Source organism: Mycobacterium aquaticum, from assembly GCF_002086485.1.
Classification (GTDB): Bacteria; Actinomycetota; Actinomycetes; order Mycobacteriales; family Mycobacteriaceae; genus Mycobacterium; species Mycobacterium aquaticum.
The window spans coordinates 249,753-276,601 of the sequence record NZ_MVHF01000001.1 but is presented as its reverse complement, the minus strand read 5'-3'; the positions used below and the strand labels follow the sequence as shown (position 1 = coordinate 276,601).

The 26,849-nt window shown below is 66.9% G+C and carries 22 protein-coding genes, 1 tRNA gene and 1 pseudogene; 15 read left to right on the top strand and 9 right to left on the bottom strand.

What is annotated here, in order from left to right; translation table 11 throughout:
- The first annotated feature begins 2 nt into the window (after positions 1–2).
- The 4 genes from BST13_RS01175 (at position 3) to BST13_RS01160 (ending at position 4,948) form a co-directional block, all read left to right on the top strand.
- Positions 3–2,246, top strand: coding sequence for a hypothetical protein (locus BST13_RS01175; RefSeq protein WP_083159762.1), 2,244 nt, complete (start codon positions 3–5; stop codon positions 2,244–2,246).
- On the top strand, positions 2,221–2,862 hold the full coding sequence (locus BST13_RS01170) for a response regulator (RefSeq protein WP_245839234.1): 642 nt from the start codon (positions 2,221–2,223) through the stop codon (positions 2,860–2,862). The genes BST13_RS01175 and BST13_RS01170 overlap by 26 nt, the downstream gene beginning before the upstream one ends.
- Before the next feature lie 138 nt (positions 2,863–3,000).
- Positions 3,001–3,387 carry an SHOCT domain-containing protein gene (locus tag BST13_RS01165; protein WP_095533361.1) on the top strand — a complete coding sequence of 129 codons (387 nt, stop codon included), beginning with the start codon at positions 3,001–3,003 and terminating at the stop codon, positions 3,385–3,387.
- 13 nt (positions 3,388–3,400) lie between these two features.
- Positions 3,401–4,948, top strand: coding sequence for a hypothetical protein (locus tag BST13_RS01160; RefSeq protein ID WP_245839232.1), 1,548 nt, complete (start codon positions 3,401–3,403; stop codon positions 4,946–4,948).
- A 116-nt stretch (positions 4,949–5,064) separates the two neighbouring features.
- Here BST13_RS01160 and BST13_RS01155 read toward each other — a convergent pair whose 3' ends face one another.
- Complete coding sequence (locus BST13_RS01155; RefSeq protein ID WP_211295978.1) at positions 5,065–6,714, bottom strand: alpha/beta hydrolase; 1,650 nt, start codon at positions 6,712–6,714, stop codon at positions 5,065–5,067.
- Positions 6,715–6,846: 132 nt separating this feature from the next.
- Between BST13_RS01155 and BST13_RS38940 the strand changes: the two genes are divergently transcribed.
- The 4 genes from BST13_RS38940 to BST13_RS01140 are packed head-to-tail and all read left to right on the top strand — an operon-like array spanning position 6,847 to position 10,010.
- The gene (locus tag BST13_RS38940) at positions 6,847–6,987 is read left to right on the top strand and encodes a hypothetical protein (protein WP_158087073.1); all 141 of its coding nucleotides are present in this window, start codon (positions 6,847–6,849) and stop codon (positions 6,985–6,987) included.
- A 23-nt stretch (positions 6,988–7,010) separates the two neighbouring features.
- Positions 7,011–7,883, top strand: coding sequence for a carbohydrate ABC transporter permease (locus tag BST13_RS01150; RefSeq protein WP_083159758.1), 873 nt, complete (start codon positions 7,011–7,013; stop codon positions 7,881–7,883).
- Complete coding sequence (locus tag BST13_RS01145; protein WP_083159756.1) at positions 7,870–8,682, top strand: carbohydrate ABC transporter permease; 813 nt, start codon at positions 7,870–7,872, stop codon at positions 8,680–8,682. Before BST13_RS01150 ends, BST13_RS01145 begins: the two co-directional genes overlap by 14 nt.
- Complete coding sequence (locus BST13_RS01140; protein ID WP_083159754.1) at positions 8,679–10,010, top strand: ABC transporter substrate-binding protein; 1,332 nt, start codon at positions 8,679–8,681, stop codon at positions 10,008–10,010. The genes BST13_RS01145 and BST13_RS01140 overlap by 4 nt, the downstream gene beginning before the upstream one ends.
- Here BST13_RS01140 and BST13_RS01135 read toward each other — a convergent pair.
- The gene (locus BST13_RS01135; RefSeq protein ID WP_083159752.1) at positions 10,007–13,165 is read right to left on the bottom strand and encodes an ATP-binding protein; all 3,159 of its coding nucleotides are present in this window, start codon (positions 13,163–13,165) and stop codon (positions 10,007–10,009) included. The two genes, BST13_RS01140 and BST13_RS01135, sit on opposite strands and share 4 nt — an antisense overlap.
- A gap of 143 nt (positions 13,166–13,308) precedes the next feature.
- Here BST13_RS01135 and BST13_RS01130 point away from each other — a divergent pair.
- A pseudogene (locus tag BST13_RS01130) lies at positions 13,309–14,167 on the top strand (DUF4349 domain-containing protein); the annotation flags it as partial.
- On the opposite strand, the gene BST13_RS01125 reads toward BST13_RS01130, so the two are convergent.
- Positions 14,141–14,983, bottom strand: coding sequence for an energy-coupling factor transporter transmembrane component T family protein (locus BST13_RS01125; protein WP_083159750.1), 843 nt, complete (start codon positions 14,981–14,983; stop codon positions 14,141–14,143). The pseudogene BST13_RS01130 and the gene BST13_RS01125 overlap by 27 nt on opposite strands.
- Entirely contained in the window at positions 14,980–17,016 is a 2,037-nt protein-coding gene (locus tag BST13_RS01120) for an ATP-binding cassette domain-containing protein (RefSeq protein ID WP_083159748.1), read from the bottom strand. Before BST13_RS01120 ends, BST13_RS01125 begins: the two co-directional genes overlap by 4 nt.
- 105 nt (positions 17,017–17,121) lie before the next feature.
- Here BST13_RS01120 and BST13_RS01115 point away from each other — a divergent pair, with 105 nt between their 5' ends.
- The 3 genes from BST13_RS01115 (at position 17,122) to BST13_RS01105 (ending at position 20,877) form a co-directional block, all read left to right on the top strand.
- Positions 17,122–17,592, top strand: coding sequence for a MarR family winged helix-turn-helix transcriptional regulator (locus BST13_RS01115; protein ID WP_083159746.1), 471 nt, complete (start codon positions 17,122–17,124; stop codon positions 17,590–17,592).
- Positions 17,593–17,628: 36 nt separating this feature from the next.
- Complete coding sequence (locus BST13_RS01110; RefSeq protein ID WP_083159744.1) at positions 17,629–18,849, top strand: MFS transporter; 1,221 nt, start codon at positions 17,629–17,631, stop codon at positions 18,847–18,849.
- A 105-nt stretch (positions 18,850–18,954) separates the two neighbouring features.
- Complete coding sequence (locus tag BST13_RS01105; protein ID WP_083159742.1) at positions 18,955–20,877, top strand: acyl-CoA dehydrogenase family protein; 1,923 nt, start codon at positions 18,955–18,957, stop codon at positions 20,875–20,877.
- On the opposite strand, the gene BST13_RS01100 is transcribed toward BST13_RS01105, so the two are convergent.
- Complete coding sequence (locus BST13_RS01100) at positions 20,874–21,368, bottom strand: LppP/LprE family lipoprotein (RefSeq protein ID WP_083159740.1); 495 nt, start codon at positions 21,366–21,368, stop codon at positions 20,874–20,876. The two genes, BST13_RS01105 and BST13_RS01100, sit on opposite strands and share 4 nt — an antisense overlap.
- Before the next feature lie 130 nt (positions 21,369–21,498).
- Here BST13_RS01100 and BST13_RS01095 point away from each other — a divergent pair, with 130 nt between their 5' ends.
- Positions 21,499–21,813, top strand: coding sequence for a hypothetical protein (locus BST13_RS01095; protein ID WP_029373115.1), 315 nt, complete (start codon positions 21,499–21,501; stop codon positions 21,811–21,813).
- Between the two features lie 10 nt (positions 21,814–21,823).
- On the opposite strand, the gene BST13_RS01090 is transcribed toward BST13_RS01095, so the two are convergent.
- Positions 21,824–21,896: transfer RNA gene (locus BST13_RS01090), tRNA-Asn, on the bottom strand.
- Between the two features lie 160 nt (positions 21,897–22,056).
- Here BST13_RS01090 and BST13_RS01085 point away from each other — a divergent pair.
- A complete protein-coding gene (locus tag BST13_RS01085) occupies positions 22,057–22,320 on the top strand; it encodes a hypothetical protein (protein WP_083159738.1) in 264 nt (87 codons plus the stop codon).
- On the opposite strand, the gene BST13_RS01080 is transcribed toward BST13_RS01085, so the two are convergent.
- Together BST13_RS01080 and dnaG are read right to left on the bottom strand one after the other, a co-directional pair.
- Entirely contained in the window at positions 22,321–22,614 is a 294-nt protein-coding gene (locus tag BST13_RS01080; RefSeq protein WP_425436960.1) for a DUF7155 family protein, read from the bottom strand.
- A 63-nt stretch (positions 22,615–22,677) separates the two neighbouring features.
- Entirely contained in the window at positions 22,678–24,576 is a 1,899-nt protein-coding gene (gene dnaG, locus BST13_RS01075; protein ID WP_170064245.1) for a DNA primase, read from the bottom strand.
- A gap of 152 nt (positions 24,577–24,728) precedes the next feature.
- Here dnaG and BST13_RS01070 point away from each other — a divergent pair, with 152 nt between their 5' ends.
- The gene (locus BST13_RS01070) at positions 24,729–25,559 is read left to right on the top strand and encodes an alpha/beta fold hydrolase (protein ID WP_083159734.1); all 831 of its coding nucleotides are present in this window, start codon (positions 24,729–24,731) and stop codon (positions 25,557–25,559) included.
- On the opposite strand, the gene BST13_RS01065 is transcribed toward BST13_RS01070, so the two are convergent.
- Complete coding sequence (locus BST13_RS01065; protein WP_083159732.1) at positions 25,560–26,834, bottom strand: deoxyguanosinetriphosphate triphosphohydrolase; 1,275 nt, start codon at positions 26,832–26,834, stop codon at positions 25,560–25,562.
- Positions 26,835–26,849: the final 15 nt, after the last annotated feature.

The following is a 26,849-nucleotide window of genomic DNA, read 5'->3' as shown; positions in this document are numbered from 1 at the left end:
CGGTGACCGTGAGCCGGGATTACGCCACGGGCGTGCAACGCGCCCTGTCGACGGCCGGTCTGTACTTCGCGGGCGTGGCTCCCATCGTCCAGTTCGCGATCTTCCACGCCGGCACGCCGGGCACCGCGGATCGGGGCGTGGTCTGGGTCGGGTTCACCGCACATGCCGTGACATGGCTTCTCGCGGTACTGCGTAAGGTGCCCGCACCGCTGGTACTGGTCACCTGGTCACTCATCGGTGTGATCCTCGCCGTAGAGGCGACGACGGCAGGCGCCACGGAACCTGTGGCGCCGAGAAACATCTCGCTCACCATCGCTGCGACCGCGGCCCTTCTGCTGCCCACCTGGCGGGCGATTGCTGCCACTACAGCCATCAGTCTCGCGAGTGCTGCAACGCTGCTGCTGACGGCCGCGCGAACGACCACTGCACTGTGGAGCATGGCTGCGCAGATCCCGGTGTACGCCGTCGGTGTGGCAGCGGCACTGGCCCTGGCGATGCGGGAACTCACAGGTGTCGCGCGAGCCGCCGACGACGAAGCTCGAACCCGGCTCGCAGCTGATCGGACCGTGCGCCGCAAGGAACTCGCGGGTGAGGCATCGCGGCGGCGCGCCCGGATCATCCACGACACAGTTGTCAACACCCTTGGTGCGATAGCAAACTCACGTATCGCAGCATCGGACACATTGGTGGCGCAACGGTGCGCCGAGGATGCGCGCCTTCTCGCGGCGCTGAGGTGCGGTGCCACCCCAATCGACCCCGCGGTGGGTGACGTGTTTACGCACGCCACCGAGGTCGGAATCACCTTGCACGGCGCCAACGTCGAAGTCCTTGCCGCGCGCCTCGATTCCGAAGAGTCGTGGCGGCGCCGTGAGATCGTCTCCGCGCTGAAGGAGACAGTCACCAACGTGGCCAAGCACGCCGAGGTCAGCGAAGCCTGGATGGTCTACGACGCAAGCATGTTCACTGTCACCGTGACCGACCGGGGCACCGGCATGCTGGATACCGGACCACTCACAGGCAGTTTGTCGGCGCGTGCCCAGGACGCGCAGGCGGAGTTCGACGCGACCAGCGACCCAGGGCGAGGCACCACGGTACGAATGCGGATCGCGCCGTTGCGCGACGGTTCCGCAGGCGTTTTCGAAGTGGCCGCGGCCAGGATGGCATCGGCCATCGCCGGGGTGATGCTTGCGCAGTTCGCAGCGGTCAGCGTAGTGACACTGTCCTTCGATTCCGCGTGGACTGTGCCGAACGTGCTGGCACCAACGGCGACCTGGCTGGTGGTCGCTGGGATACTGGCCCTCATCATCACGGGCGCCGCGGACTCACAGCGGCTCCCGGCCCGCAGGGCGATCGCAGTCTATCTGGGCATCATGGTGATGGCGGCGATCTACAACGCGACCAAGGCTGCGCCCGGCGCCTGTGGCCTGCATCCGCACCTGGCGTGGGTCGGCGACGCCGTGGCGACCATTTGCGCGGTGCTCGTCCTGATGGACGGGCGGGCCAGGGTGGTTCTTCCTGCCGTGTTGCTGACCGTCGTCGCGGTAGTGACATCACTACGAGATGTGCACGCGGAGTGCCGAGCGATGACGTTCGGTCTGTTCATCACCGACCTTCTGGTGATCGGCGCGTTCTACATCCTGCGTCGTCAGACGCTGAGGCTGTCGAATATCGTTGCGGCCCAGCATTCCGAGCAGATCCGGCGCCGCGAAGAACAGGAACGCCTGGCCGTCGAGTCGGCGTTGAACGACGACGGCTTCGACGCCACCCTGAGCCATTCCGAAGATATCCTGCAGGCGGTAGCCGACCGGCCGGCCCGAGTCCGGGACACATACATCCGTACGGCAGCGGGCCTGGAAGAAGGTTATCTGCGAGCCCTGATCGGTCTGACCACCGATGTCGTCGCCCCCGGTATCAAACAGCGCTTCGTCACGGCGATCGACACCGCGCGCACCGCGGGTGTGCGGGTCGGAGTCCATGCCGAGCCGGGCGTGATCACGGAGCAGTTCGCGGAATTCGCGGTCACTGCGGTACGGCCCGTCATCGACCGGTGTGCCGCGGGAGACGAACTGTCGATCGGTATCTTCGGCCCGGCAGTCGAACCAACTCTCATCATCGTCGCACCGCCGCATTCGCTGCGCGGCTACGCTGTTCGTTCACAGGATCAGGGGACGCAGATCAATGTCACCGCAGATCTTGGGCTGGTCGAGGTGAGGTGGTTCAGTGGCACACATCGCGATTGTCGATGACCACCTGCTGGTACGCGACGCCCTGGCACACGCGATGCGGGATGTCGGGCACGACGTCACAGCCGCGCGTACCTTGGCCGAATTCGTGGCGGATCCTTCGATCGAGCTGATTCTGCTCGATCTCGACCTCGGTGCTGCCGGACTGGCCGACGCGGGCTTCGTCACCGAGATGCGCGCCCGTGGAATTCCGGTGTTGATCGTGTCGGCGCTCGGCAGCGCGCGACACGTGCGCCGCATGCTGCAGGCCGGCGCGGTCGGGGTGGTCGCCAAAACCGACAGCGTGGCCGATCTGTCGGACGCCGTGGACGCCGCGCTGCGCGGCGAGCAATGGATGAGCCCAATGCTGGCGCAGGCGATCGCGGTCGACAACGTGGACCGCCCGAAGCTCTCCGATCAAGAACTCCTGGCCCTTCGGCTCTACGCCTGCGGCCTCAAATTGGACAGTGTCGCGCGTCGGATGGGTGTCGCCAGCAGCACGGCAAAGCAATACATCGACCGGGTGCGGGACAAGTACGCACAAGGCGGACACCAGGTACGCACCAAAGCCGAGCTCTACGCCATGGCGGTGCAGGACGGGTTCATATCGCGCGAATCGGATGCAGACGCCCAGCCGTAATCCCTGACCCCAGTTCGGGGGTCAAATACGGCCGGATCGACATTTCGGCCGGTTTGCCGCGGGGCTGCCCGCATAGGGTGGTCACCCGTGCAGTCAATTGGACTGTCGGACAACCCATCTGTGATGAGGAGCCCCCGCGTGTTGAGCACGTTCTGGAACTTTCTGTGGTCCACCCTGGTGATCTTCGCGGTCATCGCTTACCTCATGATCCTGTTCACCATCCTGGTCGACCTGTTCTGGCGGGACAGGTCCACGTCGGGCATCGTGAAGGCGATTTGGGTTGTGGCCCTGGTGGTTCTGCCGTACCTGACCGCGTTGGCCTATCTGATCGTGCGCGGCAAAGGCATGGCCGAACGCGCTGTGAACCAGGCAGCCTCCGAGAAGCGGCAGGCGGAGGACTACATCCGCGAGGTCGCCGGGCGCTCGCCGGTGCAGGAGATTGCTGAGGCCAAGAAGCTCTTCGACGAGGGAACCATCACGAAATCCGAATTCGAGCGGCTCAAGTCCGCGGCGTTCGCCGGATAGGAAAGGTCTACCGATGAGCTTGAGACGACGAGCATTTCTCGCGGGCGGCGCAGGAGCCGTGGCCGCTCTGTCCACCCAGACGCTGGCGGCATGTTCGAAACCGGAAGACGCCGCCATGCCGAATCCCGATGGCACTGCCAGCGCGGTGGCCCAGCTGCGGGCACAGTACACAGCCCAGTTCGACGCCGATTACGTCGACCACGTCATCATTCCGAATCACCTCGTGAGCGTCTATGACGGGCAGCGACCCGTCTTGCCGATGATCGACCTCGCGTTGTCCAAGGAGAATGCACTGCCCACCGATCTGTGGGGCTTGTTGAGCAAGACCTGGGCGCCCGATCCTCAGCAGGGCGTCACAGTCTTCCTGCAAGGGCTGGACAAACGTGGGCCAGACAACCTGCGCAAGCGCATCTACATGTCGGCGGTCACCCCGGATCTGTATGACACGAGGTATCGCAGCAAGGTCGTGCGGTTCTGGGACGGCTTGTTTGCACCTGCCAACGCAAACAAGCCACTGATGCACATTTATCTCGATACCTTCTGGGACCTGTACTGGGACTTGCACCTCGGGGTCAGCGGCCACGAGATTCCCGACCAGGTCCGCCAGATCGGATCCAGCTTCAACACAGTGCTGGCGTTCCGGGACCCGACTCAGAAGGTTGTCTACGACAACTACATGACCGTCCGGAAGAACCTCGACTTCCTCAAACAATGGATCGACGGCAAGCTCGCCGACATCACCACAGGCAAGCTCGTCGACCGCGACCAGACATTCGCGTGGTACTGGCTGAAAAACGGTGAGGAGAGCGAACACTTCAACCACCAGGACGTGGTGTTCGAGTGCTTCCACAACTTCGTGGCATTCAGTCAGTGGGGCAACAGTCTGTACAACATCATGGCCAAGCTTGCCGACGACGGCGGCGATGCCAAGGCCAAAGACTGGTTCACGAAGACCATGTCGGCAAATCCCGATAGCGCGGGTGCGCCTCCGTTCAGCCCACTCGAACGGTTCACCATGGAGCTGTTTCGCACTATTTCACCCAACGGCGGGAGCATTTCGGCGCTGACTGAACCTAACTCGCCCGCTTTCGAACGCAGTGGTTACATCGTCAGCCCTCACACCTCCACCAGCCATGACCCCGTCCAATGGAAGAATCCTGACGAGTTCGATCCGACTCGTTACACCGGAGTCCCAACCAGCAACGACGTCGATGAGGCACGCATCCGTCAGATTGGCTTGGCCAACTGTCCTTTTCCCCCAACAACATTCGCTGTCAAAGACGGACGCGACGCAGCAATGCACAACAGCGGCTTCGGCACGGTCTTCGGGGTCGTCGACAACCGACCGCTGCCGGTCTGCGACTATGCGGGATTCGCGCCGTTCGGGTTCGGCTATCGGCGCTGCCCCGGCGAGCAGCTGACCCTGATGGCCTTCGAGGACCTGCTCCGCAAGGCGCACAAGGACAAGCTGTCCTTCATCAAGATGCCTCAGGGCGGCGACCAACTCCCGATCGGGCCGAACACGGTGATCACCGACGACCTGGGATTCATCAGAGGCTGACCATCGCATCGTGACCGGTGGTTCACGGCGACGCGGTCACGGCACCACGCCGCCGAACCCGCCACCCTTAGCAGGGGCAGGACGGCGGCCGTCGAAATGTCGACGGCCGCAAGGGATCATCGTCCCGCGATCGCGTCGTGGATTCGTTGGGTCTTGGCGGAATTCCATTGCGGCGGATCCAAGATGTCCACCCAGAGTTCGGTCGCGTCGGGCCCGAACGCATGTCCGTAGCCGTAGGGCACGTCGGCTGAGAAGATCATGTCGAGCGTCACCTGCCAAAACGTCACGAACGGCAGCCACCGCATGCCCGGGTCCACATCGGGCCCTAGCGGTTCGCGCAACCAGTCCGGCCGGTGCAGCAGCAGATCGAACGACCACCACGTGATCGGATCGCTGGCATGCTGCCAGAACACCACTCGCGGAAACTCCCATGGTCCGGGCAGATTCGCGTCATCGACACGGGATGCAAACCTGATGTGGCGGCCCTCGTCGACGATCGGCAGGCGCTCCAATGACCCGGCATCCCGGCCAGCGGTGATTCTCCCCCATGGCTGAGCGAAGTTCGGCGTCCCCACCAACAATGCTCCGTCAGTGCGGCTGACGATGTCGGCGCCCGAAGCGAAGGCTGATTGTCCTCCGAACGAGCCCAGGCTCTCCCCGAATACCACCAGCTTGGGCCGCTTGCCCTCGGGCAACGTGCTCCACGTCCGGTGCACGGCTTCGAACAACGCCTGACCGGCCAGCCGTGGCGTCTCCCGGTCGGCGATGAACGACAGAGCGCTGGGCAGAAATGAATACTGCATCGCGGCGATGGCAGTGTCGCCGCCATTGACGTATTCAAACGCCGCCGCGACATTCGGATTCACCCAGCCACGACCCGTCGTCGTCACCACGGCCAGCACTTTGCGGTCGAAAGCGTGCGTGCGGTGAAGCTCATCGATCACCCGCTGGGCAATGCCATCGACGCTGTCTGCGGATTCCCGCCCGGCGTAAACCCGGATGGGTGTCAGCGCGCGGGCGCCGGTCACCGTCGAGATCTGTTCAGCGGTAGGCCCGCTCGCGACAAAGCTGCGTCCTTCCCGCCCGAGGCTGTCCCATGCCTCACGAGAAGCCGGTGAGCCTGAGCGCTCCGCAGCGCGCGGTTGAGCCACTCCCTCGGCAGTGCTCTCATCGACGGCCTGGGCAGATCGCTCTGCGACACTCAACAGTCCTCTGTGCAGCGCGCCGTCGAGGGCAACGACCATCACCACCGCGACGATCACAACGGCCGCGAGCCGCGCGACGGGACCGGGAACGATGCGACCTCCCACCGCCGTCAAACGACCGGCGACCCACCGCAGTCCACGCCCGATCGCCAGGAGCACTGCCGCCACCCCAACCGCGATCAGCAGAACGAGGACATAGAACGACCGTGACGCACGTGGCAGGCCGACCAGATCACGAAGGATCTGCTGCCACCACGACCCGAGTACCAAGAACGTGGGAATCACCACCAGCGCCGTCAGCGCGAGAGCCCACCATCCGAGCGTTCGGGTGCGCGCCGACCAGGCTGGCCTAATGCCGCACCGCCGAACCACCCACGCCATAGTGCACCCGAGGCCGTATCCGATCGCGACACTGATGCCCGTCGCCACCCCCTGCAGATACCACGCCCGCGGCAGCAATGACGGGCTCATCGACCACGCGAAGAACAGCAGCGCCATTGACAGTCCGACCGGATGCAGCGGGCGGGGGCAGCGGGAGAATCGCGAAAAGACGGGTGACATGACAAGAGAATTGCGAACGGTACGCGGCACGAAGTACCCATCCTTTATCCAACTGGTAACAATGGCGAAGGCTCCGAATCGGTTTCGTAGCAGCCATCCAGACCAGGTTTGTTGCAGTTGTCCACTGCAATCATGACAACCTACGTCGTCTCGCTGGTGTTCGGAACCAAATCCGAGCCACTGCGCGTTCGGCTGGCCCCCACTGTATTCGGCGAGAGACCGATCGACGGGCTCGCTGTCCGTCCCGCGTCGGCCCACCCTGTGGCCCGCTGACGGCAACCCGCTTTAATAGCTCAATGGCCACCTCGCGTGTCCGCGCCACCGCACTGGGCTACGCGCTTGTCGCGCCCAGCCTTTTCGGCGTCGTCACCTTCCTGTTGCTGCCCATGCTGGTGGTGGCGTGGCTGAGCCTGCACCGGTGGGATCTGCTGGGCCCGATCACGTACGTCGGGTTCGACAATTGGACTGCGGTGCTCACCGATTCGTCGTTCGCCACCTCACTGCTGGTAACCCTGTTGTTCGTGCTGTTGGTGGTGCCGGCACAAACCGCGCTCGGTCTGTTCGCGGCGACACTGCTGGCCCGCGGCCTGCCCGGCAGTGGCTTCTTCCGCACCGTGTATGTGCTGCCGTGGATCTGCGCACCGCTGGCCATCGCGGTGTTGTGGCGCTGGATCCTGGCACCGACCGACGGCGCCGTGAGCACCGTGCTCGGCCACCAGATCGACTGGCTCACCGATCCGGGACTGGCGCTGCCCCTGGTGTCGGCCGTGGTGATCTGGACCAACGTCGGCTACGTCACGCTGTTCTTCCTCGCAGGCATTCTCAACATCCCCGAAGACGTCCACAACGCCGCCCGCACCGACGGCGCGAACGCCTGGCAACGGTTCCGCCACATCACGTTGCCCATGTTGCGGCCCACCATGTTCTTCGTCCTGGTCACCGGAATCGTCAGCGCCGCCCAGGTATTCGATACCGTCTATGCGTTGACCGGTGGCGGACCCCAGGGACGCACCGATCTCGTCGCGCACCGCATCTATGCCGAGGCATTCGGCGCGGCCGCCGTGGGGCGCGCATCGGTGATGGCGATCGTGTTGTTCGTCCTGCTGGTCGGCATCACCGTGGTCCAGCATCTCTACTTCCGTCGCCGGATCAGCTATGACCTCACGTAACGTCGCGATCTACACCGGACTGGTGATGGGCGCGGTCATCACACTGCTGCCGTTCGGGCTGGGGCTGCTGACGTCGTTCACCTCGGCGCAGCAGTTCAACACCGATTCACCGTTGTCGCTGCCGAAACCGCCGACGTGGGAGAATTATCTGGGGCTCGCCGACGCCGGCTTCGGCCGGGCGATCGTGGTGACCGCACTGATGACCGCGGTGATCCTGATCGGACAGCTGGTGTTCTCCGTGCTGGCCGCCTATGCCTTTGCCCGGCTGCAGTTTCCGGGACGTGACGCGCTGTTCTGGATCTATATCGCCACCCTGATGGTGCCCGCGACGGTGACGGTGGTGCCGCTGTATCTGATGATGGCCGAAGCCGGTCTGCGTAACACGTTCTGGGCCTTGGTGTTGCCCTTCATGTTCGGCTCGCCGTACGCGATATTCCTGTTGCGCGAGTACTTTCGGTCCATCCCGGGCGACTTGATCAGCGCGGCCCGCCTCGACGGGGCCAACACGCTCGACGTGATCACCCATGTGGTGGTCCCCGCCAGCCGACCGATTCTGGTCACCCTGGGGCTGATCACCGTGGTGACCCAGTGGAACAACTTCCTGTGGCCATTGGTCATCACGAGCGGGCAGAAATGGCAGGTGCTGACGGTGGCGACCGCGGGCCTGCAGACCCAGTACAACGCGCAGTGGACGCTGGTGATGGCGGCGACGACGGTCGCGATCGTGCCACTGCTGGTGCTGTTCGTCGCGCTGTCCCGCAACATCGTTCGCTCGATCGTCGTGACGGGAATCAAATGAGGCCCCGCTTCTCGACGCTGGCCGCCGCGGGTCTGGCAATGACCATGGCGGTGCTCTTGGGGCTGGCCGTACTTCTGGGCCGCGACACCGAACCGTCGGGACACGTCGTGGTGACCGTGCGACTCTGGGATCAACAGGCCGCCGCGGCCTACCGGGAATCGTTCGCCGAGTTCAGCCGTGAGCATCCCGACATCGAGGTGCGCGTCAACACCGTGGCGTACTCGTCGTATTTCGACACCTTGCGGACCGACATGGCCGGTGGCAGCGCCGACGACATCTTCTGGTTGTCCAACGCCTACTTCGCCGGCTACGCCGACAGCGGTCGGCTGATGGACATCGGAAAGACCTTGGTTCCCAATGCCGCCCGCGCGTGGGAGCCCTCGGTGGTCAACCAGTTCACCCGCAGCGGCGCACTGTGGGGCGTGCCGCAACTGACCGACGCCGGCATCGCCGTGTTCTTCAACGCCGATCTGCTCGACGCCGCGGGGGTCGACCTCACCGAACTGCTCACCCTGCGCTGGTCCGATGGGGCGGACGACACGCTGCGTCCCCTGCTGGCCCGGCTCACCGTCGACGAGGACGGTCGTACCGCCGCCACCGAGGGGTTCGATGCGACCCGGATCCGGCAATGGGGCTACAACGCGGCCAACGACATGCAGGGCATCTACCTGAACTACATCGGGTCGGCCGGCGGCCAGTTCACCGTCGGCGATCGGTTCGCCTTCGACAACCCGCAAGCCGTCGAAGCATTCACGTATCTGGTGCGACTGATCAACACCGACCACGTCGCACCTCCGGCCTCGGTCACCAACGGCAACGGGGACTTCTCCCGCAACACCTTCCTGCAGGGTCGGATGGCGTTGTTCCAGTCCGGCACCTTCAACCTGGCGGCCATCGCCAACCAGGCGCCGTTCCACTGGGGTGTGGTGATGCTGCCCGAAGGACCGAAAGGCCGGGTCAGTGTCACCAACGGCATTGCCGCCGCTGCCAATTCGGCCACCAAGCATCCTGATGCGGTACGCCAGGTGCTGCAGTGGATGGGCAGCAAGCAGGGCAACGAGTTCCTCGGCGCGCACGGTGCCGCAGTGCCCGCCGTGCTGGCGGCACAGCCCGTCTACCACGATTACTGGAAATCGCGCGGGGTGGATGTGACCCCGTTCTTCCGCGTGCTGCGCGGACCGCATGTAGCGGCGCCGGGCGGGCCGGGATTTCCCGCCGGGTACCAGGCGCTGCGGCCCTATTTCGACGAGATGTTCCTGGGCCGTGCGGATGTCGCGACCAGCCTCGCCGATGCGCAGTGGGCCGCGAACGGCGCTGCGGCACGCTAGCCGGCCCGGGACATCTCCTCGGCCCAGGCCAGATGTCCTTCGAAGCCAAAGGATTTCGCCTTGTCGCGGTACTGCCGGACCAACTCCGGATACGCCGAGTCGCCCCGGGCCCCGGCCAGCAAGGCCCGCAGGCGCAGGGCCATGACGTCGAACAACACGAACCCCGGCTCGCCCGGCTCCGCCTCCAGCCGTTCGACCGCGGCCTCGACCTCGGCCAGGTCGTCGGCCGAACCACGGGCAACCAATTCCTCGGCCAGCGCGGTGACCGCGACCCCGCGGCCCAACCACCCGCCCGCGCCGATCTGCCCTGCGACGATACCGCGCAACGCGGTGATGGCACCGTCACGATCGCCCGCACGCACCTGCCTGCGAGCGAACGCGATATCGATGGGCGCCAGGACGGGCATCGTGAATCGCTCCTGTACGACAGCCTCGCGCGTCTGCTCCAGCAGTTCGAAACCCTCGGCGCTCTCCGGATCCGCCGCCACCAGCGCCAGTCCGCGTGCGCATCGCGCCGCGTCCAGCGCGTAGCCCTCACCGAGTTGTTCGGCGAATCGCAGGGTTTCGGCAGTCTCCTGCAGGATTTCCTCATCCACCCGCAGCGTGCCGTAAGCCCACCCGACATTGAAGCTGTAGACCAGCAGCACGCCGCGCGCCGCCGGGTTGATATCCCGCAACAACACCCACGCCCGGTCGAGTTCGTCGCGCCAGCCGGGCTGCCCCCAACTGGATCGTGCGACAGCCCCCAGCATCATCGCGATCAGCAACGGCGACTCCGTGACGATGCTGCCCCTGCGCGGATCCCCGCCCGACAGATCGATCACCCGTTGCGCCAGCCGCACCAGATCAGCCATCGCACCCATCGCGAATTTGGCGATGAGCGTGGTGTGCATGAGCCCGACGATGAGATCCGGGTCAGCGATCGCATCGAGAATGCCGACGAGCTCGGACGCCAACTCGTCGGCGGCTCGGAACTGGCCGTGTCCCAGCAGGGCTCCCACGTGTCCTGCCATGCCGATGGCCAGCGACCGCTTGTCGTCGGCCTCCTCGGCCAATGCCCTCAGTTCATCGAAACCGGTATCCGAAATGGCGCCACCGGAGCGAAAACTGGTGCCGGAGATCAACGCCCGCGGCGCGATCCGCAGGGCCGGTCGCTGCGGATCGTCGAGGGGCAACCGATCGGCGACCTGACCGGCGCGTTGCCAACTCATCCGGGCCGCCCGCACATCACGGAATCTGGACCAATCTCCGGCGCGCATGTGCCAGTCGTAGGCCTGACGGAGTTCGCCGCCGGCTTCGAAGTGGTCGGCGATCAACGCGGCGTTTTCGTCGCGCGGCTCGATGGCTGCGGCGACACATCGATGTAGCTGTGCGCGTTCGGATTTCAGTTGGGCACGGTACATGACCGACCAGATCATCGGGTGCCGGAACGCGTACTGCGCCTTGGGTGTGGACGCCACCTGTTCGATGAGCTCGGCCGTGATCAGCCTGCTGAGCTGAGTCGTGTCGGCGAACTGGGCCAGCAGAGCCTCGTCGAACCGGGCGCCCACCACAGCGGCGGCGCTCAACGTCCGCTTCGCAGCGGCGTCGAGCCGGTCGACCCGCGCGGCGATGGCAGCCTGCAACGTCGCGGGCACCGCCACATCGTCGGCGCCGGTCGGACACAGATAACAGCCGCGCCCACCGGCGAGGACACCGCGGTCGGCAAGATCGCGCACGATCTCCTGGACGAAGAACGGATTACCCGCGGCGCGTTCGGCGATCTGGCCGGCCAGGCCGCCGACCGACGCGTCGCGCCCGAGCAGCCCGGTGACCAATTCGGCGGTCTGTTCATCATCGAGCGGCGACAGCGCGATGGTCTGCGCGCCGGGATGCCGGCTGAGCGCCCCGTCGTACTCGGGCCGGTATGTCACCAGCACCAGCGACCGCGCCCGGGTCAACGTCGTGAGCAGATCCACCAGAACCGCGTCGCTGACCGGGTCGATCCAATGCACATCCTCGATCACGTACACGCTCGTGGCGGGGCAGGCCGTCACGACGGCGTCGACCAGTGCCGTCACCCGTCTGCGCCGGGTGTCCGCTCCGATCTCGGACAGCGGGGCGTCGGGGTCAGCGATGCTCAGCGCGTCTTCCAGCAGCACCCGGTCGGCATCGTCGATGTCGGGTAGCCGGGCCCGCAACAGATTCCGCGCCGTCGCGTCGTCACCGACCCCGTCGACGCCGAACATCGCCCGCATCAACTCCGAAACCACCGAGAGCGGGACGTCGGCGGTGTGCGACTCACAGAACGCCGAATACACCTGGATCCCACGGCCGACCGCGACGCCCACGGTCTCTGCGATCAAGCGGCTCTTCCCGATTCCCGGCGGCCCGACCACGCCCGCGACGCATCCCGCGCCGCCGGCGGTCCGGTCGAGCATGCCCACCAGGGCAGCCAGTTCCCAGCTGCGGCCGACGAGATGGGTGCTGCCGCGTCCCATGCGCGCCTGCTGATGCGGGGCGATCCCGACCAAGCGGCGAGCAGGCACCGGTTCGGTGGCCCCTTTGATCCGGACCTGCTGGGGTGCGTCCAGCACGACGGTGTGCTCGACCAGACGGGCGGTCGACTCGCTGAGCATCACCCCGCCGGCGGGAGCCACCGACTCCATCCGCTGCGCCAATCCGACCTGGGCGCCCACCGCGGTGTAGCCGAGCGGGCCGGAGCCGATGTCGCCGGCGATGACCTCACCGGAATTCAGGCCGATCCGCAGTTGCAGCGGCAACCCGTCGCGGCGGCCGACGTCGACGGCCAGCCGTTGCACTTCCTGCTGGATCTCCAAGGCCGTGAGACAGGCACGAAAAGCGTGATCCTCCAAGGCAACCGGAGCGCCGAACAACGCCATGACGCCGTCGCCGGTGAACTTGTCGACCGTCCCGCCGTAACGCTGGACCACCTCGGCGCAGCGCTGCACCAATTCGGTCATGATCTCGCGCAGACGTTCGGCACCGACCGCGGCCGCGATGTCCATCGAGTGCACGACATCGGCGAACAGAACCGTCACCTGCTTGTATTCGGCGGGCCCAGCCGGCTCGGCGAGCGGGGCGCCGCACGCGTCGCAGAAGCGCGCACCATCGCGCGCCACCCGGCCGCATCGTCGACACGTCACTACCGTCATCTGGCTCTCTACCGACCCCGAACTCCCCGCTCAGGATAGGTCTGCGGGCACGCCCTGATCGGTAGATTGTGCTGATGCCCGCCTACAACAGCCGCGCCCGGCGTCGTCTCGCCGCGGCGACCCTGCTGGCCGTGACGGTTTCGCTGACGACGCAAGCCTGCGCAGCCGGGCACTCCCCGAGCTCCACGGCACCGGAGGCGCCGCCGGCCGCGGCAACGGCGGCCCCCGCACCCGCGGCGCCGTTCACCGCAGCTCCCCCGCTCAACGGGCCGAACGACAACACACCGAAACCCGCCGCCGACGAGGACCGTGACATCGTCAAGACGGCGTCGCTGACGTTGACCGCCGTGGACACCACTGCGGCCGCCGACAAGGCCACCGCCATCGTCACCGATGCCGGCGGGCGCGTCGACAGCCGCTCGGAGGATGCCGGCTCCAGTTCGGGCCGCGCGCATGTCGCGCTGGTGTTGCGGGTACCGGTCGCCAAACTCGACAAGACGCTCACCGACATCAAAGGCCTCGGCACCGTCAATACGCTGGAGATCAAGGCCGACGACGTGACCAACCAGCGGGTCGATCTCGATGCGCGGATCACCGCACTGCAGACCTCGGTCGACCGGCTGCTCGGCATCATGCGCGACGCCAAGGATCCCGACGCGTTGATCAAGGCCGAGAACGCGCTGTCGCAGCGGCAGGCCGACCTGGACAGCCTGCGCGCGCAGCGGGCTCACCTCGGTGAGCAGATCGCGTTCAGCACGCTCAATCTCGATGTCTACGCCGAGAACTTCGGCGGCCCGATCAAGCAGTATCACGGGTTTTTCGGCCAGGTCGAGCGCGGCTGGGACGGCATGGTCGGCTTCGCCTCAGGAGCGGTCATGCTGTTCGGGTTGCTGCTGCCGTGGCTGGCGGCGCTGGCGCTGGCCGGCGGTGTGGGTTACGCGGCCATCCGGTTACTGACGCGGCGCCACTGACCCGTCACCGCCGAGGAAGGCTGGTGCCGAGCACCGTCAGCTCCAACGCCAACGCACTGCCGCACACCACGACCAACACCGCGAACGCCACCCAGTCCCGCGCCTTCGGCCGCGACGGCAGCGCCGAGATCTGGCCCGTACCACCGCGCGCGGTGATCGCATCGCCCATCTCGTCGGCTCGGCGCAGCGCCACGGTGACCGACGCCGCCAACAGATCGACGACGTCGCCGACCCGTTGCTTGCGACGGGCCCGGAACGACTCGGCGCGTTCCTTGGGCCGCAGCCTGCGTGCTGCATACAACGTGCGGAATTCATCGATCAGCATCGGGAAGGCGCGCAGCGCCAAGGCGATTGTCACCGCCCAGTCGTTCACGGGGATGCCAACGAACTTCAGCGGGCGGCCCAGTGTCGCGACCGCCGGGGCGATGTCGGCGACGTTGGTGGTCCAGGACACCAGAGCTCCGAGGCCGAGCAGGACGATCGACAACGCGGTGATGCGCAGGAAGTTGAAGAGCCCGCCGAGGCCGATGTGCATCGACCCGACATCGACGATCGGACTGCCGCCGGCCAGCGTTGCAGTCGCCGCACCCAGCGCCATCAGCACCCACAACCAGAACGGCACGGAGGGCACCGCGCCGCGCGGGATGTGCGCCAGCCGGGCCACCACGAGCACCAGTACCCCGACGAAGGCGATGGGCACCCAGCCGGGATAGAAGGTCAGCAGCACGCCGATGCCTGCCACGGCCAGCAGCTTGGTGCCGGCCCACAGTTGGTGGATGACGCTGTCGCCGGGCACCGGCCGCAGCAGCACCATGGGTCGGCGTTGCCCTCGTGTCGGCGCGGTCATCGGGCACCTCCTGCCGCGGTGGGCGCCATGGCCAGTTCCCCGTCCCGCAGATGCAACGTGCGCGGGCAGAGTCCCTCCAGGCCGGAGAAGTCGTGCGATATGACCACGACGGTCAAGCCGGTGTCACGGCGCAGATCTTCGAGCAATCGCAGCAGGCCCCGCTGGCTGGCGGCGTCCAGACCGGCCAGCGGCTCGTCGAGGATGAGCGCACGCGGGGCCCGGCCCAGCAAGCCTGCCAGTACCACCCGGCGCATCTGACCGCCCGAGAGCTGATCGATCCGGCGTTTGGCCAGCCCCGGGTCCAGGCCGACGGTGGCCAGCGTCGCCGCGACGCGAGCCTGGTCGTCGACCGCGAAGCCCGCGGACGATGCGATCTCGCGTTCGACACTGCTGCGCATCAACTGCAGCCGCGCCGCCTGGAACGACATCGCCACGGCCCCGACCTGACCGGACACCGGCGCGCCGTCGAGCAGGCACGCCCCGTAGGTGGGCACGGTGAGGCCGGCCATGATCCACGCCAGGGTGGATTTGCCGGATCCGTTGAGGCCGTGGACAAGCAGGCCGTCGCCCTCGTTCACGGTGAACGTGACGTCACGCAAAGCCGTTTTCGCCCACGGAGTTCCGCTGGCGTACTCGTGGCCCACGGCGGTCAGCTCCAACACCGGTGCGCCGGCTTCGTGCCCGGGAACCGAACCGGCAGGCACCGCGGCGGTCTGCACCATGTCGGTGTTGTCGCTCGTGCCGCCGAGGTTGATCGCGCGGTCGGCCGACGATGCTTCGGCGTCGTAGTGGGTGATGTGCACCAGTGACATCTCGTGGCGCCGGGTCAGTCCCGACAGCACGGTCATCAAGGTGTCGCGGCCGTTCTGATCGACCATGCTGGTGACCTCGTCGGCGATGAGCAGTGCGGGTTCGCGTGCCAGGGCCGCTGCCACAGCCAACCGCTGCAGTTCGCCTCCGGACAGTCCCCCGGTGTCCCGGTCGGCCAACCCGTCGAGGCCGACCTCGGTCAACAGCCGGTCCACATCCGTCGTCGTACCGGGCGGCAGTCCCCACACCACGTCGTCGGCAACCCGGGTACCGAGCACCTGACTTTCGGGGTGCTGCATGATCACCGCGGTCCCGCCGATGCGGCCGAGCCCCACCACACCCGAGCGTTCGACGGTGCCCGCGGTGGGCTCCCGGCCGGCCAGCACCAGCATCAGGGTGGTCTTGCCCGAGCCGTTGGGGCCGGTGACCGCGACGTGCTCGCCCGGCCGCAGGTCCATCGACAACGGACCCAGAGCGTCGTGGTCGACGCCCGGGTACCGGAATCGGACGTCGACCAGACGGGCCGGGACGGGCGCCACGGTTCCCGTGCCGCCGGGCGTGTCGAGTTTGTGGACGTCGGGGACGCCGGCCAGCCGGGTCAGCACCCGCGACAGCGCCCACCAGCCGACCAGGCTGACGAAGCAGATGCTGAAGATCCCCGAGCCCAGGATCAGCACGGGCCAGTAGTCCAGCAGCGTGGCGAAGCCGTGCTTGAGCGGGTCGGCGAAATCGCGCAGGACGGGGACACGGGCCATGGCCACGGCCAGACCGTCCATGTTCGCGGTCATCGATTCAAACGCGAGAATGCGCAGCCGCGACAGCACGGTCAGAGCCCCGACCAGCACCATGCCGAACAGCGCACCGGCCACGACGGCCGCGGCCAGAACGGTCGGGGTGCCGCGGCCACGCCGTTTCACGATCCCCGTCAGGCCACCGATGTACGCGCAGTTGACGACGGTCATGAAGCCACCGAGCCCGGCGATGAGGAACGCGATGGTGGCTCCGGCGACGGTCGCGGCCAGCAGCACCCGCATCCGGTAGCGGTACGCCAGCAGGCCCATCGGCACGGTGCCCAGCATCGAGAGGCCCGCCGCGAACGGAACCACCACCGCGATGATGGCCGTGGCGGCACACAGCGCCGCCATCACAGCGGCCTGGGCGAGTTCCCCGGGGGTCAGCGGACCCGCTTTTCGTGGCTGGGTCGCCGATCCCGGAGCGGTCATTTCTCGATTCTGCCAGCCAGAATTGGTGTGGTTCGGTGGCCGTAGTGTGACAGGCGACACGACGAGGTCCATGGACTACATAGAAATTCTATGTAATTATGAGGTATGCCGACCCCCATCGCGGAAGACGCCGCGGCGCACCACAAGACCGAACTCGGCGCGGAATTGCTCTCGGTCGTGGCGCGACTCAATCGTCTCGCCAATCAACGTACCCGGCTGCCGCTGCCATGGGCCCAGGCACGGCTGCTGTCCACCATCGAGGACCAGGGCCAGGCCCGCATCTCCGACCTCGCCTACCTCGACCACTGCTCGCAGCCCACCATGACGACGCAGGTGCGTCGCCTCGAAGACGCCGGACTGGTCTCCCGTACCGCCGACCCGGGCGATGCCCGCGCTGTCCTGATCCGCATCACCGACGAGGGCCGACGCACCCTCACCCGGGCCCGCATCGACCGGGCCGCCGCGATCAACCCGCGGCTCGATCGCCTGGCCCCCGAGGACCGCCAAACCCTGGCGGCCGCCGTGGAGGTCATCCGGCGGATCCTCGAAGACCGCGACCCGGCCGACGACAACTAGAACCGAACCGACAACAGACAAGGAGTTCTCGCCCTCATGTGGCGCCAACCCAAGGCCGTATGGGCCGTAGCCTTCGCCTCCGTCGTTGCCTTCATGGGCATCGGACTGGTGGACCCGATCCTCAAACCGATCGCCGACAACCTCAACGCCTCACCGTCACAGGTGTCGCTGCTGTTCACCAGCTACATGGCTGTGATGGGCGTGGCGATGCTGATCACCGGGGTGGTGTCGAGCCGGATCGGTCCGAAACGAACGCTGCTGCTGGGCCTGGTCATCATCATCGCGGGTGCAGGACTGGCCGGGATGAGCGAGACGGTCATGCAGATCGTCGGCTGGCGCGCCCTGTGGGGATTGGGTAACGCGCTGTTCATCGCGACCGCACTGGCTACGATCGTCAACTCCGCCAAAGGCTCTGTGGCACAGGCGATCATCCTCTACGAGGCCGCACTCGGCCTGGGTATCGCGGTCGGCCCACTGGTCGGCGGAGTGCTGGGGTCGATCTCCTGGCGCGGGCCGTTCTTCGGGGTGTCGGCGTTGATGGCGTTCGCCCTCGTGATCACCGCCTTCCTGCTGCCCGCCACCCCGCGCGCCGAGCGCGCCACCACGCTCGCCGACCCGTTCCGGGCGCTGCGCCACCGCGGGCTGCTCGGCGTGTCGATCACCGCGCTGCTGTACAACTTCGGCTTCTTCACCCTGCTGGCCTTCACCCCGTTCCCCTTGGACATGAGCGCCCATCAGATCGGGCTGATCTTCTTCGGCTGGGGCCTGGCGCTGGCGTTCACGTCCGTGGTGGTGGCCCCGCGACTGCAACACCGCTTCGGCACCGTGCGGGTGCTCATCCTCAACCTGATCGCCTTCACCGCGGTGCTGACTGCGATGGCGGTGTGGACCGATTCCAAGGCTGTGCTGGCAACAGGAGTCGTCGTCGCCGGCTTGTTCATCGGCGTCAACAACACGCTCATCACCGAGACCGTCATGAAGGCCGCCCCGGTCGAGCGCGGCGTGGCCTCGGCGGCCTACAGCTTCCTGCGGTTCGGCGGCGCCGCTGTCGCGCCGTGGCTGGCCGGCCTGCTCGGCGAGCAGGTCAGCGTGCACCTGCCGTACTGGGTGGGCGCCGGCGCGGTGCTCGCCGGGGCGGCCGTGCTGTTCGCGAGCCGCGCTCAGCTGAGCCACATCGACGACGACCACGCCATCGAGGACGAACTCGACGAGCTCACCGACGAGGCGACCGCGGTCACCATGGGCAGCGAAAGCTGAGTCTTCTCAACGTCGAAATCGACGCCAGGGTTGTGATTGTGTGAAAACAACGACCCTGGCGTCGATCTCGACGATCCACCGGGGGCTCACGCGCTACCGTCGGGTATGACCTCCACTGCCGAGCATCTGCGAAACACGCTGGACGGACGCTGGCGAGACACCAAAAACGCCATGCGGACCAATCTGTCGGACGAGAAGTTCCGGCCGCATTACACGCCGAACACCGCCATCGCCCGGGCCAAGGTCGCCGCGCAACTCAAGATCATGGCCGCAGCCGGCGCCGCGGAAGACGGGTTCCGTAAAGAGCACGGCGGCAACGGCGACGTCGGCGCCGCGATCAGCAGCATCGAGATGCTCGCCATGTCCGACCTGTCCCTCATGGTCAAGGCCGGCGTGCAGTGGGGCCTGTTCGGCGGTGCCATCGAGAACCTCGGCACCGAGCGCCACCACAAGGCCTACGTCCGGCGCCTCATCGACCTCGACCTGCTCGGTTGTTTCGCCATGACCGAGACCGGACACGGCAGCGACGTGCAATCCCTGGAGACCACGGCCACCTACGATCCCGCGACCGAAGAGTTCGTGATCCACTCCCCGACCCCGACAGCGCGTAAGGACTACATCGGCGGAGCGGCCGAAACCGCCCGTGTAGCAGCAGTTTTCGCACAGCTCATCACGCCCGACGGGGTCAACCACGGCGTGCACTGCCTGGTGGTGCCGATCCGTGACGACATGGGCAACGACATGCCCGGGGTGACGACCTCGGACTGCCACTACAAAGGCGGGCTGCCTGGCGTCGACAACGGCCGCATCGTGTTCGACCACGTGCGGGTACCGCGGGAGAACCTGCTCAACCGCTACGCCGACGTCGCGCCCGACGGCACCTACAGCTCACCGATCGAAAACCCCGGCCGCCGCTTCTTCACCATGCTCGGCACGCTGATCCGCGGCCGCGTCACCGTCGGCGGCAGCGCCGCAGCGGCGGCCCGCGTCGCTCTGGACATCGCCACGCGATATGCGTTGCAGCGCAGGCAGTTCGAAGCACCCAAGAGCGACAACGAAGTGCTGATCATGGACTACCTGGTGCACCAACGCCGACTGTTGCCGCTGATCGCCAAATCCTATGCACTGCAGTTCGCGCAGAACGAATTGGTGGCCAAGTGCCACGACCTGCAGACCTCGGACAATCCGGACGCCGAGGAACAGCGCGAACTGGAGGCCCGCGCGGCGGGACTGAAGGCCGCCAACACCTGGCACGCCAGCAAGGCCATCCAGGAAGCACGCGAAGCATGTGGCGGCGCAGGCTATCTCGCCGAGAACCGGCTGATCGCACTGCGGGCCGACACCGATGTATTCACCACATTCGAGGGTGACAACCACGTGCTGACCCAGTTGGTGGCCAAGGAGCTCCTGACCGCATATGCCGACGACATCAAGGGCATGAGCCCGGTGGAATGGGTGCGGTTCGCCGCCAACTTCGCCGGCGAGCGCGTCCTCAAACGCACCTCGGCCGAGACCATCATCCAGACCGTGCTGGACAGCCGCCAGGACAACGAGGAGGAAGGCAGCCTGTTCAACCGCGGCACCCAGGTCAAGATGTTCGAGGACCGCGAGGAGTACCTGTTGTCGACGGTCGCCCGGCGGTTGCAGGGCAAGGCCAAGGAGATGAGTGCCTTCGACGCGTTCAATGCCGTGCAGGACCACGTGCTGCACGCCGCGTCGGCGCACATCGACCGCATCATCCTGGAGGCGTTCGTCGCAGGCATCGCGGCATGCGAGGACGACACCGCGCGCGAACTGCTCGAAGACGTCTGCGACCTGTACGCGCTGTCGGTCATCGAGGACGACAAGGCCTGGTTCATGGAACACCGGTATCTGTCCACCGAACGGGCCAAGGCCGTCACCCGGGGCATCAACGAGCGCTGCCGCACGTTGCGGCCGCACGTCGAAACCCTCGTCGACGGCTTCGGCATCCCCGAGCAATTGCGTTACGCGGCAATGCTCGATCCGGCCGAACTGGTCAACGGCTAAGGGCTGGGCGGCAGCGGGTCGACAGCCTGCAGCTTGCCGTCGTCACCGATCCGGAACCGCACCGTTGCGATACCGGTGGGCGCCTTGGGCGAGTCCTGCCCTTGCTGCCACTGGTAGTTGACCACCACGCTGTCGTCGGCGTTGGTCACCACGTTGATGTACGGGCGCGGCTGCGGGGTCGCCGGGCCCAGCGGCGTCTGCCGGTCGAAGAACAGCAACTGGCCGACGCTGTTGGGCTGCGGGTTCTTCTGGCCCACCTGCACCCAGTACAGCCGGCAGTTGCCGGTGTGGCCGTCCCTGACCTGAGTCCACTGCGCCCCGGCTTCGGGATTGGGCAGGCTGGCGATCGCTTGGGCGACAGTGTCGGCACTTGGGCCGTCCGTCGGTTTGCAGGTGTCCGGTTTCGGCGGCGGCGCCGAGGACGGGCTCCAGCCGCAACCGGCCGCGACGAGCCCGACGAACGTGGCGATGGCGATCAGCCGAGGGTGCACGCCACGAGCCTAGCGAACCCTGGACAGTTCCTGGGGGCGCGCCGTCCTGGTGCGCGCGTACCGGAATACCGGCCTTCTGAGAGGGCTGATCCCTTACAGTGACGCCCGACCCCGACCGAAGGAGACGCTGATGGCCTGGTTCCTCGCCATGGAAGGACCATTCAACAAGGCTGTGCTGTACCAACTGCAGGAGTCGGCTGACGTCGACAAGATCGCCGAAGAATTGGCCAGCGCCGCGACCCTGGACCGCGCTGTGCCCGTGCCGGCCGTCCTGCAGAACAACACCCGCCAAGAGGTCACGGTGTACATCCGACCGGCGGCGTGGGGCGTGTGGACCTTCTATCAACTCACCGACGAGGAACGGCAGGCGCTGGCGTCGGCGGCTAATCCGTTGGTGGAAGCACTCGCCCAAGCTGCCCGGCAACAGCAGCAGGGCAAGAAGTAGGGCGTGGTTGCTCCCCCGGATGGACTCGAACCATCAACCGCCCGATTAACAGTCGGGAGCTCTGCCAATTGAGCTACAGGGGACTATCTTCTGCGTTAAGTCCGCGCGGAGCGTGCTCCGTGCGGGCCGAGCGTTGACTCTAGCGTACGGACCGCCGCTGCCGCCAATGCGCTCCCAGACGGGCGCGTCGGCGTGGCGGTGAGGCAGGATGGAAGCACATATTCGCCGTCTGGGAGGAACGCCGTGATCCGCTATGCCGCCGTGATCGCCGTCGGCTACGTACTGGGCGCCAAGGCGGGCCGACGCCGCTACGAGCAGATCGCCAGCACCTATCGCGCGGTAACCGGCAACCCCGCGACCAAGGCCGTGCTCGACGCCGGCCGTCGCACCATCGCCAAGCGCGTGTCCCCGGACCCGCAGTTCGTGACGATGACCCCGATAGACGCAGAAACGTCGGTGCTCTCCATGGAGAACACCGACGTTTCGAGGGCGAAACGGGCCCGGTAGTTAGCCGATGCCCTGATTGATGGTCTGGCCGGGCAGCAGCGGGCCGGTGGTCAGGCCGCCGTTCTGACCGGTGCCCTGCGGGCCGATCGAGAACGACGGGGCATAGCCGTTGCCGTTGTTGGAGTACGACAGGCACTTGCCGTCGTCCTTGTTGCCGAACCAGGCCAGGCAGGCCGGCCCCGCCGTGACGGTCTGCTGGCTCATGAATGCCGGGGCGGCCACCGAGGCGACCCCGGCCGCCACAAATGCGCCGACCGCGACGAACCGCCGCGTGCGGGTGCTGATCAATGTCACCAGAGTTGCCTTTCTCGCGTCGTCCAGGTCGACAGCGGGTTCACCATATCGTGATGTGAGCAATCACGCAGTCAGGTCGTCACCACTGGCCTGTTCCAGCAGGCTGCGGCGGTACGACTCCATCGCCACCAGGTCACCGAACAAAGCGTGGTATTCATCACCCTGTTCGACCGGCGACATGCGCTGCAGCTTGGATTTGACCTCGGCGATCTGCCGTCCGACCCACACCTCCTGCAGGCGGGCCAGCACGCTGCCGATGTAGCGCGGCAACTGCTCGTCGTCCTCGACGTTGATGGCCTCCACGCCCAGCTCGTTGACCAGGCTGGCCGCCGCAGGCGAGGTGGTCTGCTCGCGGACAACCTCGATCCACTGCGCACCCGAGAGCCCGGCCGCCGTACCGCCGGCCGCCTCGATCGCGGCCCGCACCGCGGCGTAGCCCGGATGAGTGAAGCTCTCCACGGTCAGCGAGTCGAACACCGGCCCGGCGAAGCCCGGGTACTGCAACCCGGCCTTGAGCGCCTCACGCTGCGGCCACAGCGTCGGGTCCGTGGGGTTGGGCCGTTGCACGGGTGGCGCTTTCGGACGCTCCTGCGGTTCCGGGGTCCGACGATCGTCACGGCGCGCCGGGCGGCCGGCTTCCTCCCGAACCCGACGGATGACCTGGGCCACGTCGTCCCAACCGACCCAGCCGGCCAGCTGGCGGGCGTACTCGTCACGCAGCGTGGGGTCTTTGATCCGGCCCAGCATCGGCACACACCGGCGCAGCGCACCCACGCGCCCCTCAGCGCTGTCGAGGTCGTGTTCGGCGAGCGCACTGCGAATGACGAACTCGAACAACGGGGTTCGCCGCGCCACGAGATCCCGCAGGGCGCCGTCACCTGAGCGCAGCCGCAGATCGCAGGGGTCCATCCCGTCGGCAGCCACTGCCACGAACGACTGCCCCGAGAGGTTCTGCTCGCCCTCGAACGCCTTGACCGCTGCGGCCCGCCCGGCCGCGTCGCCGTCGAACACGTAGATCAGCTCGCCGCGAAAGAAGTTGTCGTCCATCATGAGTCGTCTCAGCATGGACAGGTGCTGGTCACCGAACGCGGTGCCACACGAGGCCACCGCGGTGGTGACGCCGGCCAGGTGCATGGCCATCACGTCGGTGTAGCCCTCGACGACGACGGCCTGATGCCCCTTGGCGATGTCGCGTTTGGCCCGATCGAGCCCAAAGAGAACCTGCGACTTCTTGTAGAGCACGGTTTCGGGGGTGTTGACGTACTTCGCCTGGTTCTGATCGTCGTCGAACAACCGGCGTGCGCCGAACCCGATGGTCTCCCCAGACGACACCCGGATGGGCCACAGCAGCCGCCGGTGGAAGCGGTCCATCGGACCGCGTTTGCCTTCCCGGCTCAGCCCGGCCGCTTCGAGCTCCTTGAACTCGAAACCCTTGCGCAGCAAGTGCTTTGTCAGCTTGTCCCAACCTGACGGGGCAAACCCGCAGCCGAACTGTGCGGCCGCAGCGGCATCGAAGTTGCGCTCGGTCAGATACTTGCGCGCCTCGGCGGCCTCGTCGGACTTCAGCTCTTCGGCGTAGAACTCCTGCGCGGCGGCGTTGGCGGCCAGCAGCCGACTGCGGCTGCCCCGGTCGCGCTGCACGTTGGTCGTGGACGAACCGGTGTAGGTGACGGTGTAGCCGACGCGATCGGCGAGCAGCTCGACGGCTTCGACGAAGCTGACGTGCTCGATCTTCTGGATGAAGGCGTACACGTCACCGCCCTCGCCGCAGCCGAAGCAGTGGAAGTGACCGTGATTGGGCCTGACATGGAACGACGGCGACTTCTCGTCGTGGAACGGGCACAGGCCTTTGAGCGAATCCGCACCCGCGCGGCGCAGTTGGACGTAGTCGCCGACGACGTCTTCGATGCGGATTTTTTCACGGATGGCCGCGATATCGCGATCAGGAATCCGGCCGGCCACCGGCATAGTCTATGCGGCGTTTTCCCGGCGACCGACCGGGTTTGCTCCCGGTACCGTGACATCGTGAGCTATGGCGGGGGCCCGGGTGTGGATCCATTCGGCGGACAACGCTTCGGTGGACGGGTGCAGCCTCCGATCCTGGACAAGATCACATGAAAGAGGGCTGGGTCGAATCCCGCGGGCGCCGAACGGCTTACGCCAGCTACGGGCCTGACTCCGGCGAACCGACAGTGTTCATCGCCGGCGCAGGCTGCGGCAGGCGCATGGCGTTCGGGCTTGAGGTGCTCGAGGCGGCAGGCATCCGGCTGATCTCTGTGGACCGCCCAGGCCTCGGCGCATCCACCGCCGACCCGAACAAGACCCTCGACAGCGTGGCCGCCGATATCGCCGCCATGATCGACACCATCGTCGGGCGCCCGGTCCCTGTGGTCGCCAATTCGCAGGGAGCCCCGTTCGGGCTGGCTCTGGCCGCCACCGGCCGAGCCTCTCGGCTGGTGCTGGTGTCCCCGATCGACGACCTCGGTCATCCGCCGGTGGCCGCACAACTGCCACCGGCCCACCGCGAGTTCGTCGCCGCGATCGCCGCGGACCCCGAGGGTGCGATGCAGGATCTCTGCGGCTATACCGCGACCGCCCTGTTCGACATGATCATGGCCGACTATCCGGCGTCGGACGCCGTCGTCTACGACCAGCCCGGCTTTCGCGCGACGTTGCGGGAAGCCCTCGACGACGGTTTCGCGCAAGGGGCGGCCGGTTACGCCCGCGACACCGTGCTGGCGACATCGCCGTGGCCGGCGCACGTGCTGTCCCCGGGAGTCGACGTGCACGTGTTGTTCGGCGCCGACGACACCGTGCACTCCCCGGACCTGGGTGCCACGCTCACCGCGAGGATCCCCGGGGCTACGCGCAGCGTCATCGCCGATGTGGGTGGCGCGCTGTTGTGGGCCCGCCCGGAACTCGTGGTGGACCGGCTGCGCGGCTGATCAGCCCAGCGGGCGGGGCGAGCGTGCCTCGTGCACACGTTCCAGCCGGCCCTCGGTGTAGGACGCGATCTGGTCGATGACCACCCGCAGCCTGGCCCCGTCGTCGGCGGCTGCGATGAACTCCGGCGCGAAGAGGGGATCGAGGCTCACCGGGGCCTGCGCCCACAACGCCAGGGCGACCTCGTGGATGAGGGTCCGCTGGTCGGTCTGGATCTGCAGGTGCTGGTGGTCCGACATGATGAACTGCAGCGCCAGCATCTTCAAAACCGCCACCTCGGCCCGCACCGTGGCGGGAACCGCAAGGTCGGTGTCGAAGCGTCGCAGCGGGCCGTCGCCTGCGACCTTGCGGGTCTCGGTGATCGCGGCGTTGGCGAACCGGCCGACGAGTTCGCTGGTGAGCCGCTTGAGGGCGACCGACGCGGCCAACGTCCCGTCGTACTTGCCCACCCCGGTGACCACGGGCATACGCGAGAGGCGGTCCGCGGCGGCCAAGAGGTCGTCATGGCTGAGCACCGGAAACGATTTGGCACCCAACTGCGCGAGCGACGCCGCGGCGTCGGCGTCGGCGAGGATGCGCAGGTCGATGCGCCCGGAGATCACCCCGTCCTCGACGTCGTGCACCGAGTAGGCGACGTCGTCGGCCCAGTCCATCACCTGCGCCTCCAGGCAGGGCCGCTCGGCGGGAGCGCCGTCGCGCACCCATGCGGCGGCTTGAGCGTCGTCGTCGTAGAACCCGAACTTCTTGCGCCCACCGGAGCGCTGCCACGGGTACTTGGTGACCGCGTCCAGCGACGCCCGAGTCAGGTTCAGACCAGCCGAACGACCTTCACTGTCAAGGGCTTTGGGTTCCAGCCGGGTCAGGATGCGGAAATTCTGTGCGTTGCCCTCGAACCCGCCGAAAGACTGCGCGATCTCGTCGAGCGCGCGTTCGCCGTTGTGTCCGTACGGCGGGTGGCCGATGTCGTGGGCGAGGCCGGCCAGGTCGACCAGGTCGGGGTCGCAGCCCAGCCCGATCGCCATGCCCCGCCCGATCTGGGCCACCTCGAGAGAATGGGTCAGCCGGGTGCGCGGCGTCTCGCTCTGACGGGGCCCGACCACCTGCGTCTTGTCGGCCAACCGGCGCAAGGCCGCACTGTGCAGCACCCTGGCCCGGTCCCTGGCGAAATCGGTGCGGTGCACGGTGTCGGTTCCGGGCAGCGCGGCAGCCTTTGGCGCTTCGACCACGAGGCGTTCCCGGTCGAAGTCGTCGTAGGGGTCGTACCCGTCGTCGTTCACCGAGGCACAGTCTGC

Coding starts and splice junctions, on each gene's coding strand:
- BST13_RS38940 (WP_158087073.1), top strand. CDS start 6,847: ATGACAACCTACGTCGTCTCGCTGGTGTTCGGAACCAAATCCGAGCCA.
- BST13_RS01105 (WP_083159742.1), top strand. CDS start 18,955: ATGACCTCCACTGCCGAGCATCTGCGAAACACGCTGGACGGACGCTGG.
- BST13_RS01150 (WP_083159758.1), top strand. CDS start 7,011: ATGGCCACCTCGCGTGTCCGCGCCACCGCACTGGGCTACGCGCTTGTC.
- BST13_RS01120 (WP_083159748.1), bottom strand. CDS start 17,016: ATGACCGCTCCGGGATCGGCGACCCAGCCACGAAAAGCGGGTCCGCTG.
- BST13_RS01125 (WP_083159750.1), bottom strand. CDS start 14,983: ATGACCGCGCCGACACGAGGGCAACGCCGACCCATGGTGCTGCTGCGG.
- BST13_RS01145 (WP_083159756.1), top strand. CDS start 7,870: ATGACCTCACGTAACGTCGCGATCTACACCGGACTGGTGATGGGCGCG.
- BST13_RS01140 (WP_083159754.1), top strand. CDS start 8,679: ATGAGGCCCCGCTTCTCGACGCTGGCCGCCGCGGGTCTGGCAATGACC.
- BST13_RS01155 (WP_211295978.1), bottom strand. CDS start 6,714: ATGTCACCCGTCTTTTCGCGATTCTCCCGCTGCCCCCGCCCGCTGCAT.
- BST13_RS01160 (WP_245839232.1), top strand. CDS start 3,401: ATGAGCTTGAGACGACGAGCATTTCTCGCGGGCGGCGCAGGAGCCGTG.
- BST13_RS01070 (WP_083159734.1), top strand. CDS start 24,729: ATGAAAGAGGGCTGGGTCGAATCCCGCGGGCGCCGAACGGCTTACGCC.
- BST13_RS01135 (WP_083159752.1), bottom strand. CDS start 13,165: ATGACGGTAGTGACGTGTCGACGATGCGGCCGGGTGGCGCGCGATGGT.
- BST13_RS01110 (WP_083159744.1), top strand. CDS start 17,629: ATGTGGCGCCAACCCAAGGCCGTATGGGCCGTAGCCTTCGCCTCCGTC.
- BST13_RS01095 (WP_029373115.1), top strand. CDS start 21,499: ATGGCCTGGTTCCTCGCCATGGAAGGACCATTCAACAAGGCTGTGCTG.
- BST13_RS01115 (WP_083159746.1), top strand. CDS start 17,122: ATGCCGACCCCCATCGCGGAAGACGCCGCGGCGCACCACAAGACCGAA.